A 15,919-nucleotide genomic window follows, 5' to 3' on the forward strand; every position below is an offset into this window, starting at 1 on the left:
AGGGTGGGAGCGAGCTTGCTCGCGATGGCGGCGGCACATTCAACATCTTTGCTGACTGATACACCGCTTTCGCGAGCAGGCTCGCTCCCACAGGAGATTTGCGGTGAATGAAGATTCTGCGGCTGGCGGTGATCAAGGGTGGGAGCGAGCTTGCTCGCGATGGCGGCGGCACATTCAACATCTTTGCTGACTGATACACCGATTTCGCGAGCAAGCCCGCTCCCACAGGGGATCTGCGGTGAATGAAGATTCTGCGGCTGGCGGTGATCAAGGGTGGGAGCGAGCCTGCTCGCGATGGCGTAGGCACATCCCACATCTTTGCTGACTGACACACCGCTTTCGCGAGCAAGCTCGCTCCCACAGGGGATTTGCGGTGAATGAAGATTCTGCGGCTGGCGGCGATCAAGGGTGGGAGCGAGCTTGCTCGCGATGGCGGCGGCACATTCAACATCTTTGCTGACTGACACTCCGCTTTCGCGAGCAGGCTCGCTCCCACAGGGGATTTGCGGTGAATGAAGATTCTGCGGCTGGCGGCGATTAAGGGTGGGAGCGAGCTTGCTCGCGAAGGCGGCGGCACATTCAACATCTTTGCTGACTGATACACCGCTTTCGCGAGCAGGCTCGCTCCCACCTGCGCAACGCTATACAAACCGGCACCTTGTTTGATTTCATGCCCGCACAGCAGCCTGTCTGATGGCGCTGATCGGGAGATGAAGATGAACTACACAGATTTCGACGGAGCGTTGCTGCTGGCACTCAAGGCGCTGCTGCAAGAGCGCAATGTCACACGTGCCGCTGCCCAGTTGGGCATCAGCCAACCGGCTCTGTCGGCACGGCTGGCGCGTCTGCGGGATATCCTGGCGGATCCGTTGTTCGTCCCGGCGGCGAACGGTCGTGGCGTGGTCCCCACGCCCCGGGCGCAGGCACTGGAGCAAGAGTTGCTGCAAGTGCTCGAAGGACTCAAACGCCTGGTCAGTCAACCGGAACGTTTCGATCCGGCCACCACGACCCGCACCTTCGTCATCGCCTTGTTCGAAACGCCGGCGGCCGTTCTGGCGCCGGATCTCTGCGCCCGTCTGAAGCATGAGGCAAAGCATGCAAAGCTGGCGTTCATCCATCCCCCACGCGACGTGTTCGAGCGTCTTGAGCAAGGCCAGATCGATCTTCTGATCACCGTGCCAGGCGCTCTTCGCGACGACCTCATGCAGCGACCTCTTTGGGAGGATGGCTTCCTGACCGCCCAGCGCAAGGGCCATCCTCGCGGCACGGGACCACTTGATCTCGAGACGTTTTGCGCCCTTGATCATGTGCTCGTGTCCTCGGAAGGCGGGCGTTTTGCCGGGGTGGTCGACGAGGCACTGGTGGAGATCAACCAGGTTCGCAACGTCGCCTTCTCCATTCAGAATTACGCACTGGCGCCGCTGCTCGTTGCGTCCACCGATACCCTGTGCACATTGCCCTCGCGCTTCCTCTGCCAGTACCGCGACCGGTTGGACCTGTTCGAACCACCCCTCGAGCTGACGGCGCTGCGCCTGGTGCTGGCCTGGCACCCGCGCAATAACAAGGATGCCGGCCATCAATGGCTGCGCCGCCAGGTCTATCTCAGCGCGGAACTGGAGCCCGCTTGAGTGCTCCAGCATAGGGGGTCCATCCAAGCGCGCCGCAACCATCGTTTATGCGTATAGCAGCTATCGATAGCGCAGCGGTTCTCGGTAGCAGCCTCTCTCTCTAATCTGCCCACCAACGCGATCGACGGCGGTCGCGACAGGTCAAACCGACCCCTATGGAGAGAGACGATGAACACACTCAACCGCACCATGGCCATCGCGACACTGGCACTGGCAACCCTCAGCGCCGAAGCTGCCTCCCCCGCCCAGACCGCTGCGAGCATGTCCGCCGTCGGCAGCGTGATTCAGTCCGCCAGCTACATCACCACCCGGGATGGCGTGCAGCTGTACTACAAGGATTGGGGTCCACGGGATGGCCAGGTAGTCACCTTCAGTCACGGCTGGCCGTTGAACGCCGACAGCTGGGAAGCGCAGATGATGTTCCTCGCCTCGAAGGGTTATCGCGTCGTTGCCCACGACCGTCGCGGTCATGGCCGCTCCAGCCAGCCGTGGGAAGGCAACGATATGGATCACTACGCCGACGATCTGGCGGCGGTGATTGAAGCGTTGGACTTGAAGGATGTCACCCTGGTGGGGTTCTCGACGGGGGGCGGCGAAGTGGCTCGCTACATCGGTCGCCATGGTACAAGCCGGGTGAAGAAGGCCGTGCTGGTTTCCGCCGTCCCACCGCTGATGCTCAAGACCCAAACCAACCCCGGCGGTCTGCCCATCGAGGTGTTCGACGGGCTGCGCAAGGCGTCCCTGGAGAACCGCTCACAGCTTTACCTGGACATCGCCTCCGGTCCATTCTTCGGTTTCAACCGCGAGGGTGCCAAGCCATCCCAAGGGCTGATCCAGTCGTTCTGGGTGCAGGGCATGCAGGCGGGCAGCAAGAACACCTATGAGTCGATCGCGGCCTTCTCGGCCACCGATTTTCGCGACGACCTGAAGAAGTTCGATGTGCCGACGCTGGTCGTTCATGGAGACGATGATCAGATTGTTCCCATTGATGCTTCCGGTCGGGCCTCGGCGGCGCTGATCAAGGGTGCACGTCTGATCGTCTACCCCGGCGCGCCGCATGGCCTGACCGATACGCACAAGGACCGGCTGAACCAGGATCTGCTGACGTTTCTTCAGGAATAAAACAATGACATGCACTGCATGACCTGTGTGGGAGCGAGCCTGCTCGCGATAGCGTCGGAACATTCACGACCCCGACCAGGCGACCTAGCGCCATCGCGAGCAGACTCGCTCCCACCTTTGTCCAGGGGCGCCCAGATTCTGCGCCCACTTTGCAGAGCCCTTCTCAGGAAGGGCTTTTGCGTTCTACGCCTCTCACGTCAAACGGCTTGTGGTCGGCACGCTTATCAATTCATGTGAACCTAGCCGTCCTGCAACCCTCGGATATTCAAGACGTACCAAGGGTGATCCACATGACAATCGAAGACACTTTATTACGTCAACGCAAGGTACTTGCCGAGTTCGGCGAGCTAGCCCTGGTTTCAGACGATTTTGAACACATCCTCGACGAGGCGTGTCGTCTGGTCGGTGAAGCACTGGAAACCCATCTGGCGAAGTTCATGTCGCTGGAAGACGACGGTGTCACTTTCCTGGTGCGCAACGGTGTGGGCTGGTTGCCGGGGGTCGTTGGCGAAGTCCGGGTTCAGGCACTGGAAGGCACCCCGGAACGGTATTCCCTGGACTCCGGCGGCGCCGTCATTTCCACGGACATTGCGACAGAAACACGCTTTCACTATCACGACTTCCAAACGCGCAACGGCGTCCAAGCGTTCGTCAATGTGCTGGTACACGGCGCCACCGAGACGCGCCCCTTCGGCATCTTCGAAGTCGACAGCCGCAGCCCCCGGCAGTTTAGCGAGAGCGACATCGACTTTCTGCGCGTCTACAGCAACCTGCTGGGTGCGGCGTTGAAACGCGCCAAAACCATGCAGGCCATGCGCCTGACTGAAGAAAAATTGCGGGAAAGCGAAAGACACTATCGAATCGCCGCGCAGCTTAATCCACTCTGGCCCTGGACGGCCGACAGCCATGGCGCGGTGACATCGCTGGATCAACGCTGGTATGAATACACCGCACGGTCGCCGGAACAGACACTGGGGCGCCAGTGGTTGAACGCAACGCACCCCGATGACCGCATATCATTTGCCCGGTTGTGGAATCAGTCGCTGGCGAGTTTGCAACCCTTCGACGCACAGATCCAGTTGCGAAAATCCACGGGGGAATATCGATGGTTCAGAATCCGCGCGTTTTGTAGCCTGGATCCCGAGGGACGATGCGAGCGCTGGTATGGCACCGTCGAAGACATCAACGAGCGGGTGCAACTGGAGGCGGCGCTCAGGGACTGGAACGACCTGCTCGAAGACCGGATTGCAACCCGTACCCAGCAGCTTGAAGCCGAACAACAGGAGCGTGCGCTGGCCGAGTCGAAACTGCGGCAAAGTCAGAAGATGGAAGCGGTAGGCCAACTGACGGGGGGTATTGCCCACGACTTCAACAACCTGCTGGCTGGCATCAGTGGCAGCCTTGAGCTGATGCAACGGCACATCGACCGTCAACGCTACGACGAACTGTCTCGCTACAACTCCGTCGCCCTGACCTCAGCGACACGCGCAGCCGCACTGACCCAGCGCCTGCTGGCATTTTCCAGGCAGCAATCGCTAGAACCGGAAGTTCTCGAACCGCGCAAAGTGGTGGCCGGCCTGGAAGAAATGATCCGACGCTCCGTGGGCCCGAGCATTCATGTCGAATGCGCTTTCAGGGGGCATGATCCGATCAAATGCGACCCCAATGGACTGGAGAACGCCCTGCTCAATCTGGCCATCAACGCCCGGGATGCGATGCCCGGTGGCGGAACCTTGAAACTTGACGTGCAACGCTGCGTTATCGACGCGACATCTTCCAGCGAAAAAATGATGCCGCCGGGCCCATATGTGGCGATCTCGGTCACCGACTCGGGCACGGGGATCAGCGCCGACATCCTGTCTCGGGTGTTCGATCCGTTCTTCACCACCAAGCGCATTGGCGAAGGATCCGGCCTGGGCCTGTCGATGATCTACGGGTTTGCCCAGCAATCCGGAGGGCAGGTGAAGATTCAGAGCAGCGTCGGCGTGGGCACGACCGTGACAATGTATTTTCCGGTTGTCAGCCAGTCCCCCATCAGGGTGAAAAGCGCGCATCTGGATGACACCGCACCCTTGCAGCCCGGCGCCAACGAAACCATTCTGGTGGTGGATGACGAAGCGGCGATTCGCCAGTTGGTCTCGGAATTCCTGACTGAAACCGGCTATCACGTCATCGATGCGCTGGACAGCGTCTCTGCCCTCAAGCAGGCCGATAAGACCGAGCATATCGATTTATTGCTGACAGATATCGGCCTACCGGGAACCATGAATGGCATCAGCCTGGCGAATGAAATGAAGGCCAGATATCCCTCGCTGAAAGTGTTGTTCATCACCGGATTTGCCGAGGGGAAAAATCTGGTTTCGGTCGACACCACGACCCACGTACTGGCCAAACCTTTCAGCTTGACTGACCTGGGCCGACGGGTGAGTGCGTTGATTCACGCCAGTGAGGACAGCGCTGGATGACGGGGCCCCTTTTCCTTTGAATCAGTGCCGCAACAGTTTGCGCAACGGAATCTCGTCCTTGCGCACAGAGGGTACCGTTCGGTGGCTACAAGCGTTCCGGCAATGGCCGTGAGTATGGTCTCCATGGGTTTGAGGAGTACCTGGAGATCAAGGCGATTGTGGGCTTTGGCTAAGACCCGCTACCGCGCCTACTCCTCGGAGCGACCCGTACCCTCACGATCATGCGGGTAGTGCCTGGTGAACGGAAACGCCGGCAACCAGGACTCACGGCGCACGGTCCAGCTTTCGTAGGTGGGCATCAGTTGATCCGGGGCATCCAGCGTTCCCAGGTTCACTTCCACCTCGTCGCCGGTACGTGCAAACACCGACAAGCCGCAGCGCGGACAGAAGAAGCGCCCGGCGTAGTCCCGGGTTTCGCCCTCGATCGTCACGGCATCCTGGGGGAACACGGCGGAGGCGTAGAAGAGCGCCCCGTGATGTTTGCGGCAGTCGAGGCAGTGACAAAGACCAACCCGGTACGGGCGCCCCGAGGCTTGGATGCGAACGTTGCCGCACAGGCAACCGCCGGTGAATCGGTCCATGGTGCGTCTCCTCTGCAGTCATGCGATCGGGTTTCATAACCCCGACCGGTCGATAACAGGCGCATGCTGTGCCATCAACTCCACCACCCATTCAATGAACACCCGCAACTTGGCGCTGATGTGTCGGTTAGGAGGATAGGCCACGTAGAGCGGCATCGGGTCGAGGCGCCAGTCTTCGAACAGGCGCACCAACTCACCTCGCGCCTGGTGGGATCTGGACATGTACTCGGGTAGCCAGAGCACACCCAACCCCGCCAGACCGGCCGCGAGGTAGGCGTTGCCATCATCGACGGCCAGTGCGTAGCGTCCTTTGATGTGCAAATGCTCGCCGTGGTTGTGCATGGCGTAAGGGAGCGGTTTGCCGGTGCGCGCCCAGAGGAAGCCGACGATGCGATGCTGGGAATCTTCCAGTTCTCGCGGATGCGCAGGCGTGCCCACGCGCTGCAGATAGCTCGGTGCGGCAAACACGCCAAGAGCCAGGTCGCCGACGCGCCGGGCGATCAGCGACTGGTCCGTCAGCTCGCCGCCGCGCACCACGCAATCGACGTTTTCATCGAGCATGTCGACGATGCGGTCGCTTGCGCCCATGTCGATCTGAATGTCCGGGTATCGCGCGTAAAATTGCGGCAATGCCGGCACCAGGATCATGGTTGCCAGCGGGCTTGGCACGTCCACTCGCAGTCGCCCTCTGGGCAGTGCCTGAGCGCCGGACAGGCTGGTCTCGGCATCGTCCATGTCGGCCAGCAGGCGAATCACCCGCTCGTAATAAGCGGCGCCGTCAGCGGTGACGTTGACCTTGCGCGTGGTGCGGTTGAGCAACTTGACGCGCAGCCGGGCCTCCAGTTGCTGCACCAGTTGGGTCACGGTGGTCTTGCTCATATGCAGTGTTTCGGCGGCTTTGGTGAAGCTGCCCGCCTCCACCACTCGAACGAATGCCTGCATCGCGTCGAAACGATCCATTACTGCCCCGGTGTCCGTCAGATTGTTTGGATTTTACAAACAGTGATCGCCAAGGTTGCTCGTTTATCGTCCGCGCACAAGCCCCTAGAGTGTTTTCAACATTGAATCCGACCCTTTGATGGAGGCACCCATGACACAGCGCGATGTAGTTTTCCCCGCCGGACGCCAGGCACTTTATGAGCGTAATCGCTATTCGCCGGCGATTCGTTCCAATGGCTTTTTATTCGTATCGGGGCAAGTCGGCAGCACCGAAGACGGCTCGCCAGAACCCGAACTGGAGGATCAGGTTCGGCGGGCGTTCAACAACCTGAAGGCGATTCTCGCCGCCGCCGATTGCACCTTTGATGATGTGGTTGACGTCACCGTGTTCATCGTCGATCCAGAATCGACATTCGAAACGATCTGGAAAGTGGTGCCCGAATTCTGGGGCAGCGCACCGCATCCAACACTCACGGCGGTGGGGGTGACGTGGCTGTATGGTTTTCAGTTCGAGATCAAGGTGATTGCCAGGTTGCCTGAAGCCGCACAGGGATGAGCTGACTGGCGGTGGGTCAGGTTGCAGCCATGTTGAATGTGCCGCCGTCTTCGCGAGCAGGCTCGCTCCCACAGGGGGTTGTGTTGACCCACCCATCGAGACCGACACAGATCCAATGTGGGAGCGAGCCTGCTCGCGATAGCGGACTGTCAGGCTGCGCCGCTCAACCTTTCAACGCTGCTTCAATGGCCGCGATGTCGATCTTTGTCATCTCCATCATGGCTTCGAACGCGCGCTTGGCGGCTGCCTGATCGGGATTGGCTATCGCGGCAGTCAGCACGCGCGGGGTGATCTGCCAGGACAGGCCCCACTTGTCCTTGCACCAGCCGCAGGCACTGGCCTGGCCACCATTGCCGATAATCGCCTCCCACAAACGGTCCGTTTCGGCCTGGTCATCGGTCGCGACCTGGAACGAAAAGGCTTCGTTGTGCTGGAACGCCGGGCCTCCGTTCAGCCCCAGGCAGGGAATGCCCATTACCGTGAACTCGACCGTCAGCACATCGCCCTGCTTGCCCATCGGGTAGTCACCGGGGGCGTGATGAACAGCCTGCACCGCACTGTCCGGGAACGTCGCGGCGTAGAACTGCGCAGCCTCCAGCGCAGCACCGTCGTACCAGAGACAAATCGTGTTTTTGTTATTCATCCGATCTCTCCGAGAGATAACTGGACGGTAAAGTCTAGCAGTCTCTGCGTCGGCGCAAGGCTAGCGGACCAGTGGACTCATCCGCTCCCCATGACTGACCATCCAGCGAATCATGCTCGCCAGAGGCACCCGGTAATTCTGGATGTCGCACGCGCCAACCTGGTCATGGCTGTACAACTCCAGGTAACGGCTGAGCAGTAAATGTCGGCCATCCTCCGTCAACTGCAACTCGATCTCCCGGCAATGCAGAATGCCTTGCTCAAGGTTTTTCACTCGCCGGTGCAGAACCAATACGGGGTTACTCATCAACGGTCTCTCCCTCCGGGCAAGCGGCGTCGTCCCCCGCCACCGCGCCCAACTTGCCCTGGGCGACAAAATCGGCGCGCCGCTGCGCTACCGCGTCACGAAGCGCCACGTAGTAATCCGGCCGGGCCCGCAACTTGTCCGTCAGCGGGAGCGCCTCGGCACGACCATCAACGACCCCGCCTACGGTATTGATCGTGCCTAACGTATCGACCGTATCGCTGTTGCTGCCGAACGGATCGACCGCAGAACTCAGCAGTTTGCCGGTTGCGTCGCGCAGGCTGGACGTTCCCAGCAGCGGCAGTTCGACGATCGGCCCGGGAGCGATGTTCCAGACGCCGAACGTCTGGCCGAAATCGGCCTTGTGGCGTTCGATACCCAGTTTGCCCGACACATCGATCAGCCCGACGATGCCTGCGGTGGTGTTGATGACGAAGCGACCCAGGGTGTTGACCGAGCGTTGAGCGTTGCCTTGCAGCAGATCGTTGATGAAGACCTTGGGCTCACCGAAGTTCGCCACGAAGTTATGCACCCCCGTCTGCACCACATCCGGAAGCTTGAGATAACCACGGGCAACCGGGGCCAGCGCATAGTCATCGACAGTCCGGTTGAAAGCGAAGATGCCCCGGTTGACGGGCTCTGCCGGATCATCGACGGTGTAGCTCGCACGTTCACAACTGCCAGGGGTTGCAGCGGGCGTGCTGGTGCAGCCGCTGGCGAATGCCACGAGTCCTACGACAACAGTGCAACGAACAAACAGCGGAGCGGGCTTGGTGATCGGCATACAAGGCTATCTCGGCGAGGAATTGGGGCGATACCGGTCAGTTTGGGAAGACACCGCCGTACACAGCTCTGGTGGCGAGGGTTGTGTTGGGTTGGCCGTCGTTTAACTGACTGACATCGGGTGATCCTGCCCCTGATTCTTTGCCTGAAGATTTCCACAACATTGCCCGTCGGCAACTTTATTACCGAGTTGAAATATATGACGCAGGCCCCGGATTGACCCTAGTATCCCCTTCTGTATTCATTGCCCTGCGTGCCCACTGTGAGCCATCTATTACTGGTGGACGACGACCTCGAAGTCCTCGCCCTCTTGCGCAAATTCCTCGAGCAACATGGCTATAGCGTCGAAGTGGCCGCCGACGGTGCCGCCCTGTGGCAGGCGGTGGCGCGTCGATTGCCGGACCTGATCATCCTCGACGTCATGTTGCCGGGAGACAGTGGACTGGTGCTCTGCCAGCGACTGCGGGCCGAACATACGGTCGGCATCATCATGCTCACGGCCATGGGTGAGCTGAGTGATCGCGTCGTCGGTCTTGAGCTGGGGGCGGATGATTACCTGACCAAGCCGTTCGATGCGCGCGAGCTGCTGGCCCGGGTGCGCGCCGTGCTCAGGCGCACCGGCGAAGCCAGGGGCACATTGAACAACAATTCGCGCCTGATTCTGGAATTCGAAAATTGGCAACTGGACGTCACCCGCCGCGAGTTGCGTTCACCGGACAAAGTCATGATCCCGCTGTCCACCGGCGAGTTTGAGTTGCTGCTGGTCTTTGCCGAACACCCGCGCCGGGTCCTCACTCGCCAGCAACTGCTGGACCTGGCCCGCGGCGAAACGTATGACGCGTTCGATCGCAGCATCGACGTCCAGGTCAGCCGGCTGCGCCGCAAGCTGGAGAGCGATATCACTGGCCCATCGATGATCCGCACCATTCGCAACAGCGGCTACCTTTTCAGCCCCCATGTGGTGAAGCGATGAAGCCCCGGCACTCAGCTTTCCATCGGCCACGCGATACGGTAGCCCGCTGGATTGCCCTGACCACCATGCTCGCCATGCTGACTTTACTGGCCCTGAACGAGCTGTTCGGCCTGTTGGCTGGGACCTGGGCACGCCCTCCCCTGATGGAAACCGGCCTGATGGAGAAAGCCGCCGCCATCACTCGTATCATCGACTCGGTGGCGCCCGGACAACGGCCCGATATCGCCAGGGCGGCCAGCGACCAGGCGTTCGCCGCACAATGGTTGCCCCGTCGTGAAGACGCACGAGTGCCGGTGATCGACGACCCACAGTTCAGTGAGGGGGCGACGTTCCTGCGCAAGCAACTGGGCAGGCCCGAGGCCAGGATAGAGGCCTTCGAGCCCGGCGATTGGCCCGCCGATCATCCAGACAGGCGCTACGCGGTCCTCATCCAATTGGCCGACGATTCCTGGGTGGAATTTTCCGTAGCCTCTCGCAGTTGGGGCCTGAAAGAGTGGATGCGCAACCTGATCATTATCGGGCTGATTCTTCTATCGACGTTTATCGTCGCCCTGATTGCTACACGGCATCTGGCAACACCGCTGGAACGCTTTGCCGAAGGCGCCAGGCGCTTTGGCGTGGACTTCAGGGCGCCGCCCATCCCGGTGGTCGGCCCTCACGAAATCCGTCAGGCGATCCTCGCGTTCAATGCCATGCAGGCCCAGCTGCAGCACTTCGTCCAGGACCGCACGCAGATGCTCGCTGCCATCTCCCACGACCTGCGCGCGCCCCTGACCCGCATGCGCCTGCGTGGAGAGTTCATCGACGACGCCGAACAGCAATCGAGGCTGTTCAGGGACGTGGATGAGATGCAGGCGATGGTCAACAGTGCGCTGGAATTCTTCCGCGACGAAGCTCGGCTCGAACACGCCACCGCGTTCGACCTGGCCGAACTGCTGCACACGGTCGTCGACGACTTCAAGGATGCCGGCACCGAGGTTTCATTCGAGGGCGCTCCTCGTTTCGTTTACATGGGCCGGCCCATCGGGATCAAGCGAGCCCTGGTCAACCTGATCGACAATGCGAGCAAATATGGCAGCGAGCCGGGTGTTCAGCTCAAGGCGTTCATGGACCGTGTCGAAATTCGCGTCCACGACCGCGGGCCTGGTATCGCCCCGCAGTTCCATGAGCAAGTCTTCGCGCCCTTCTTTCGCATCGAAGGCTCGCGCAACAAGAACACCGGCGGTGTCGGGCTGGGGCTGTCGGCAGCGCGGGCGACGGTGCTGGAGCATGGCGGGACGCTGACCCTCAGGAATCGGCGGGGCGGCGGCCTGGAGGTCAAGGTCTCGCTGCCGCTTAATTGACCCCGGCACCATACGCCGGCAAACAATGTTCTAAACAACACGCGCCTTCCTCGGTAGGATGTCCGGCCTTTTGACCAGGACCGGCCTCCCGGAATTGCCCTGATGATTCTGATCATTTACGCCCACCCCTACCCTGACCAATCACGGGTCAACCAGCAAATGCTCCAGCGGGCATCCAGTCATCCGGACGTGGTCATACGGTCCCTCTACGATCTTTATCCGGACTTCGACATCGACGTCGAGGCCGAACAACGCACCATCGAACAGTGCCAACTGCTCGTCCTCCAACACCCGATGTATTGGTACAGCATGCCGCCGCTGCTGAAATTGTGGATCGATAAAGTGTTCACCCATGGCTGGGCCTATGGCAGAGACGCCACAGCCCTCAAAGGCAAGCCCCTGCTGTGGGCCGTATCCACGGGTGGCAACCACGATCATTTCCAGATCGGCGCCTACCCGGGCTTCCAGGTGCTGGCCCAGCCCCTCCACGCAACGGCCATCTACTGCCACATGCGCTGGCTGGAGCCGGTCGTGGTACACGGCGCGTATGCCGGCGCGTCCGAAACCCTGGATGCACAAATCGAACACTACAGCGCACGCCTGGCCTCCTGGAAGGAAGATTGATATGGAGACTCACAGCCTGATTGAACTGCTTATCTACCTGGGTTCGGCAGTGTTGATCGTGCCGATTGCCGTCAGGTTGGGCCTGGGCCCGGTGTTGGGTTATCTGCTGGCCGGGTGCGTGATCGGCCCGTGGGGACTCAAGCTCGTTACTGACGTAAAGGCGATTCTGGAATTCGCCGAAATCGGCGTCGTCCTGATGCTGTTCGTCATCGGGCTCGAGCTCGATCCCAAGCGGCTCTGGGCGTTGCGCAGGATGGTGTTCGGTGGCGGCGCCTTGCAGATGCTCGCCTGTGGCGGGGCAATCGCGGTGTTCTGTGCGGCCCTGGGGCTGAATTGGACGGCCGCGCTGCTGGTCGGCCTGACCCTGAGCCTGTCCTCCACGGCCATCGCCATGCAAGCCATGAACGAGCGCAACCTGACGTCGACCGCCGTCGGGCGCAGCAGCTTCGCCGTCCTGCTGTTCCAGGACATCGCGGCCATTCCGCTGGTTGCCATGATTCCGTTGTTGGCGGCCCACGGCGACACGCCGTCCGGCACCGCCCTGGTGCTTTCGATTATCAAGATCGTCGTGGCCATCAGCGTCGTCGTGCTGTTGGGACGCTACGTGACACGCCCGCTGCTGCGCTTCGCCGCGCGCTCGGGTCTACGTGAGATCTTCAGCGCCGTGGCGCTGTTTCTGGTGTTCGGCTTCGGGTTTCTGCTGGAAGAGGCCGGCTTGTCGATGGCCATGGGCGCGTTCCTCGCCGGGGTGCTGCTGGCCAGTTCTGAATACCGCCATGCCCTGGAAAGCGACATCGAACCGTTCAAAGGCTTGCTGCTGGGGTTGTTTTTTATCGGTGTCGGCATGTCGATCGATTTCGGCACGCTGATCAATGCACCGCTGAAGGTCATGACCCTGACCCTGGGTTTCATTCTGATCAAATTGCTGGTGATCAAGGCCGTCAGCCGTTTGCTGAACGTCCCTGCCGGCCAACGCTCATGGCAAGCGGTGTTGCTCGGCCAGGGCAGCGAGTTCGCCTTCGTGGTGTTCGGCGCCGCCACGCTGGCCGGCATTCTGACCGACCAGTGGGGCAAGAGCCTGACGCTGGCGGTGGCCCTGTCCATGTGCCTGACGCCGTTGCTGATCCTGCTGCTGGATCGAATAGAGTCCGCCACCAAGAAAGACCGCCAGGAATCCGACCTCGTCGATCAGCAGAACCCACGGGTGATCATCGCCGGGTTCGGCCGCTTCGGACAGATCGCCGGGCGTCTCTTGATGTCCTGCGGCGTCGAGGTGGTGGTGTTGGACCATGACCCCGACAACATCGAGACGCTGCGCAAATTCGGCGTAAAAGTGTTCTACGGCGACGCCACTCGCCTCGATCTGCTCCACGCGGCCGGCGCCGGCCAGGCGGTGGTGCTGATCAATGCGATTGACGACCAGCAGGACAACCTGACGCTGACCCGACTGGCCCAGGAGCACTTCCCCGCGTTGAAACTGATCGTCCGTGCGCGGGACATGGGGCACCTGATCACCCTGCGGCAGATGGGCGTAGAGACCGCCGAGCGGGAAACCTTCGAGAGCGCGCTGGCATTGGGCCGAAATGCGCTGGTGCAGATGGGCGTCGGGGCTTACGAAGCGCGCGAGCGCGCGGATCAGTTCCGTCGTTTGAATCTGCACATGCTGGAGGAAATCGTCGCCCAGCCGGAAGACGACCTCAAGTTCAGGCACGACGCCTACCAGCGCGCCAACGCGTTGCTCACCGAAATGTTCAACGAAGACCGTGCGCGCCCCGTCGACAATTGGCCTGACCATCATCGAAACGAAACGGATGAGGCGCGCAGCTGATCCGTCCCCCGGCGTCACACCCGCCCGAACTGGCGCCGGTACTCCACCGGCGTCAGCCCAGTCAGTGCCTTGAACATCCGTTGCAGGTTGGAACTGCTGCTGAAACCCAGCTCGGCGCCGATGCTGGCGAGGGATAATGATGTCAGCGTCAGGCGTTCGCTGACCTGGTTCAGCTTGATGCTCCGGGCGTACGCTGCGACGGTCTGGCCCGTTTCGCTGCCGACCTTGCGCGCGAGCGTGCGTTCGGACATGGCGAGCCGCTCCGCCAGCGCCTTGACCGTGATGTGCTCCGCTGGCATTTGCTCGATCAGCCCATGCAACCGACGCAGCAACCCATCGGGCTGCTGGACCAGGGCGATCCCTTGGAACGCCGCGTGAGACACCGCTGGGCGCGCAAGCACCATGAGCCGGGTAATGTCGCGCAGCACATCACGGCTGACGCTCTGTTCGATCAATTTTTCCGCGATGGGCAAATAACCATTCACCCCCGAAGCGGTGGCGGTTCGCTCATTGAACACGCAGTTCTGATCGCTTTGCCAACGGACTTTTCGATACTGCGCTTGCATCGCCTGAGCCAGCCACCACGTCACCGTCGCGCCCTGCCCGTCCAGTTGCCTGCAGGCGGCCAGCAGGCAGACGCCTGTGCAGTAAGCCCAGAGCTGAAGGTGTCGGGGACGTTTCGACAGTGCTTTCAACAGTTGGGTCTGCCCGGTAAGTACCGCGTTTACCTGCTCGGCCGATTCGGCCCAGAAACCGGGAACCAGGACGGCGTCGAGTTCGCAGCTGCCCAGGGCCGCCTGCGCTTGCAGGCTTATGCCATGTGCACAGGTTACCGGGCCTGCTTGCAGTGCGACATAAGTCGCCTCGAACAACACCCGGCCGCTTCGGCGGTTGGCCGCATGCAGCAGATCGGCGAACGCAAACAGGCCGGCAGGCATGCAACCGGGAAACAAGAGTAGACCGACACGGAGTTTTTTGGGCATGGCTTGAAATGAATCAATGATGTCAGATTCGGCCATTATGCCCATCACCGCAGATCGACACCATGAAGCGCTCGCCCAAAAAAGGAACGCTCCATGAAAATTCAGCAAGTTCGTAACGCCACGATCATCCTTGAATCCGGCCCGTATCGCGTGCTCGTCGATCCGATGCTGGCCGGCAAAGGCATGCTGCCGCCGCTTCGGTTGTTCGGCGCCACCCAGCGCAATCCGCTGGTGGAACTGCCAGCTACGACTGGCGACCTGGAGACCGTGACTCACTGCCTGATCACGCACTGCCAGAAAGGCCATTTCGATCATCTGGACCGAGCGGCCAAGCGGTGGTTGAGGGAAAAACAGATCCCGGTGATCTGCACGCCTCATGATGCCCCCTACCTCGCCAAGCGGGGCTTGAATGTCCAGCCGCTTGCCAAGGAACACCAACAGCCCGGCGCATTTTTGGGCGGCACGATCCGTACAGTCAGATGCACCCATGGGCAGGGCCTGGTGGGCAAGCTGATGGAACACGGCGTCGGTTACCTGATCGAGCTGCCTGGCGAACCCAGCGTCTACCTCACCGGCGACACCCTGCTTAGCCCCGCCGTGCGCGAGTTCGTCTTGCACCATCAACCGCAGGTCAGCGTGGTGCCGGCAGGCGGGGCCAGGTTCGATTTAGGCGGCGACATCATCATGGGCATCGAGGAAACCCTTGAGTTCGCCCGCTTGTCTCGCGGAACCGTGGTCGCCAATCACCTCGAAGCGCTCAGCCACTGCCCGACGACGCGCAAGGCACTGCGCGACGCCGCCGCGATGGCCGGCCTCGAAGGTCGGATACGGGTACCGGAAGATGGCGAGACGGTGGTGTTCCAGCCTGCCTGAACCAACCCGTCCAACTCGGTCAGCATCTGCACTGGAATCCTCCGCTCGCTTGCCGTGAGGTTTTCCCGCAGGTGCGCCACTGACGACGTACCGGGAATCAACAGGATGTTTGGCGCGCGTTGCAGCAGCCACGCCAACGCCACGTACAACGGCGACGCCTCCAGGCGCGCCGCTACGCTCGAAAGAGCTTCCGACTGCAGCGGCACGCATCGACCCTGGCGTCCATGAGCAGAAAGGAAATCACGAAAGGCTCGACGATGGACGGTAAACTGGCC

General features: G+C 61.2%; 16 protein-coding genes and 2 pseudogenes. 10 read left to right on the forward strand and 8 right to left on the reverse strand.

Annotated features, from left to right (window positions below):
* A pseudogene (locus PSEUDOMOFG3G_RS16325) lies at positions 1-467 on the reverse strand (hypothetical protein); the annotation flags it as partial.
* A gap of 249 nt (positions 468-716) precedes the next feature.
* On the opposite strand from PSEUDOMOFG3G_RS16325, the gene PSEUDOMOFG3G_RS16330 reads away from it, so the two are divergent.
* The 4 genes from PSEUDOMOFG3G_RS16330 (at position 717) to PSEUDOMOFG3G_RS16345 (ending at position 5,388) form a co-directional block, all read left to right on the forward strand.
* Positions 717-1,628 carry a LysR family transcriptional regulator gene (locus PSEUDOMOFG3G_RS16330; protein WP_083714446.1) on the forward strand — a complete coding sequence of 304 codons (912 nt, stop codon included), beginning with the start codon at positions 717-719 and terminating at the stop codon, positions 1,626-1,628.
* Between the two features lie 168 nt (positions 1,629-1,796).
* Positions 1,797-2,750 carry an alpha/beta fold hydrolase gene (locus tag PSEUDOMOFG3G_RS16335; protein WP_139050622.1) on the forward strand — a complete coding sequence of 318 codons (954 nt, stop codon included), beginning with the start codon at positions 1,797-1,799 and terminating at the stop codon, positions 2,748-2,750.
* A gap of 290 nt (positions 2,751-3,040) precedes the next feature.
* A complete protein-coding gene (locus tag PSEUDOMOFG3G_RS16340) occupies positions 3,041-5,215 on the forward strand; it encodes an ATP-binding protein (protein WP_139050623.1) in 2,175 nt (724 codons plus the stop codon).
* Positions 5,216-5,235: 20 nt separating this feature from the next.
* Positions 5,236-5,388 carry an aldehyde dehydrogenase family protein gene (locus PSEUDOMOFG3G_RS16345; RefSeq protein ID WP_305777676.1) on the forward strand — a complete coding sequence of 51 codons (153 nt, stop codon included), beginning with the start codon at positions 5,236-5,238 and terminating at the stop codon, positions 5,386-5,388.
* Between the two features lie 15 nt (positions 5,389-5,403).
* Here PSEUDOMOFG3G_RS16345 and PSEUDOMOFG3G_RS16350 read toward each other — a convergent pair whose 3' ends face one another.
* The gene (locus tag PSEUDOMOFG3G_RS16350) at positions 5,404-5,796 is read right to left on the reverse strand and encodes a GFA family protein (RefSeq protein ID WP_139050624.1); all 393 of its coding nucleotides are present in this window, start codon (positions 5,794-5,796) and stop codon (positions 5,404-5,406) included.
* Between the two features lie 33 nt (positions 5,797-5,829).
* Entirely contained in the window at positions 5,830-6,756 is a 927-nt protein-coding gene (locus PSEUDOMOFG3G_RS16355; RefSeq protein WP_139050625.1) for a LysR family transcriptional regulator, read from the reverse strand.
* A gap of 130 nt (positions 6,757-6,886) precedes the next feature.
* On the opposite strand from PSEUDOMOFG3G_RS16355, the gene PSEUDOMOFG3G_RS16360 reads away from it, so the two are divergent.
* Positions 6,887-7,291: a RidA family protein gene (locus tag PSEUDOMOFG3G_RS16360; RefSeq protein ID WP_139050626.1), complete on the forward strand. Its 405-nt coding sequence runs from the start codon at positions 6,887-6,889 to the stop codon at positions 7,289-7,291.
* A 163-nt stretch (positions 7,292-7,454) separates the two neighbouring features.
* On the opposite strand, the gene PSEUDOMOFG3G_RS16365 is transcribed toward PSEUDOMOFG3G_RS16360, so the two are convergent.
* Genes PSEUDOMOFG3G_RS16365 through PSEUDOMOFG3G_RS16375 form a run of 3 tightly spaced genes read right to left on the reverse strand, consistent with a single transcriptional unit; the run spans position 7,455 to position 9,021 of the window.
* On the reverse strand, positions 7,455-7,934 hold the full coding sequence (locus PSEUDOMOFG3G_RS16365; protein WP_139050628.1) for a VOC family protein: 480 nt from the start codon (positions 7,932-7,934) through the stop codon (positions 7,455-7,457).
* 60 nt (positions 7,935-7,994) lie between these two features.
* Positions 7,995-8,240, reverse strand: coding sequence for a hypothetical protein (locus PSEUDOMOFG3G_RS16370; protein ID WP_047227683.1), 246 nt, complete (start codon positions 8,238-8,240; stop codon positions 7,995-7,997).
* Positions 8,233-9,021, reverse strand: coding sequence for a VacJ family lipoprotein (locus tag PSEUDOMOFG3G_RS16375; protein ID WP_139050629.1), 789 nt, complete (start codon positions 9,019-9,021; stop codon positions 8,233-8,235). The genes PSEUDOMOFG3G_RS16370 and PSEUDOMOFG3G_RS16375 overlap by 8 nt, the downstream gene beginning before the upstream one ends.
* A 261-nt stretch (positions 9,022-9,282) precedes the next feature.
* On the opposite strand from PSEUDOMOFG3G_RS16375, the gene PSEUDOMOFG3G_RS16380 reads away from it, so the two are divergent.
* From PSEUDOMOFG3G_RS16380 to kefC, 4 genes are all read left to right on the forward strand, one after another.
* Entirely contained in the window at positions 9,283-9,993 is a 711-nt protein-coding gene (locus tag PSEUDOMOFG3G_RS16380; protein ID WP_047227685.1) for a response regulator, read from the forward strand.
* Positions 9,990-11,336 (forward strand): ATP-binding protein, encoded by a 1,347-nt coding sequence (locus PSEUDOMOFG3G_RS16385; protein ID WP_139050630.1) that lies wholly within the window; start codon positions 9,990-9,992, stop codon positions 11,334-11,336. The genes PSEUDOMOFG3G_RS16380 and PSEUDOMOFG3G_RS16385 overlap by 4 nt, the downstream gene beginning before the upstream one ends.
* A gap of 102 nt (positions 11,337-11,438) precedes the next feature.
* Positions 11,439-11,960 (forward strand): glutathione-regulated potassium-efflux system oxidoreductase KefF, encoded by a 522-nt coding sequence (gene kefF, locus PSEUDOMOFG3G_RS16390; protein WP_139050631.1) that lies wholly within the window; start codon positions 11,439-11,441, stop codon positions 11,958-11,960.
* Between the two features lies 1 nt (position 11,961).
* Positions 11,962-13,788 carry a glutathione-regulated potassium-efflux system protein KefC gene (gene kefC / locus PSEUDOMOFG3G_RS16395; protein ID WP_139050632.1) on the forward strand — a complete coding sequence of 609 codons (1,827 nt, stop codon included), beginning with the start codon at positions 11,962-11,964 and terminating at the stop codon, positions 13,786-13,788.
* Between the two features lie 14 nt (positions 13,789-13,802).
* Here the strand turns inward: kefC and PSEUDOMOFG3G_RS16400 are convergent, their stop codons facing one another.
* A complete protein-coding gene (locus tag PSEUDOMOFG3G_RS16400) occupies positions 13,803-14,879 on the reverse strand; it encodes a GlxA family transcriptional regulator (RefSeq protein ID WP_257220821.1) in 1,077 nt (358 codons plus the stop codon).
* On the opposite strand from PSEUDOMOFG3G_RS16400, the gene PSEUDOMOFG3G_RS16405 reads away from it, so the two are divergent.
* A complete protein-coding gene (locus PSEUDOMOFG3G_RS16405; protein ID WP_139050633.1) occupies positions 14,865-15,644 on the forward strand; it encodes an MBL fold metallo-hydrolase in 780 nt (259 codons plus the stop codon). The two genes, PSEUDOMOFG3G_RS16400 and PSEUDOMOFG3G_RS16405, sit on opposite strands and share 15 nt — an antisense overlap.
* Here PSEUDOMOFG3G_RS16405 and PSEUDOMOFG3G_RS16410 read toward each other — a convergent pair.
* A pseudogene (locus PSEUDOMOFG3G_RS16410) lies at positions 15,644-15,847 on the reverse strand (aldo/keto reductase); the annotation flags it as partial. The gene PSEUDOMOFG3G_RS16405 and the pseudogene PSEUDOMOFG3G_RS16410 overlap by 1 nt on opposite strands.
* Positions 15,848-15,919 lie beyond the last annotated feature (72 nt).

Source organism: Pseudomonas sp. FG-3G (genome assembly GCF_901007645.1).
Classification (GTDB): Bacteria; Pseudomonadota; Gammaproteobacteria; order Pseudomonadales; family Pseudomonadaceae; genus Aquipseudomonas; species Aquipseudomonas rhizophila.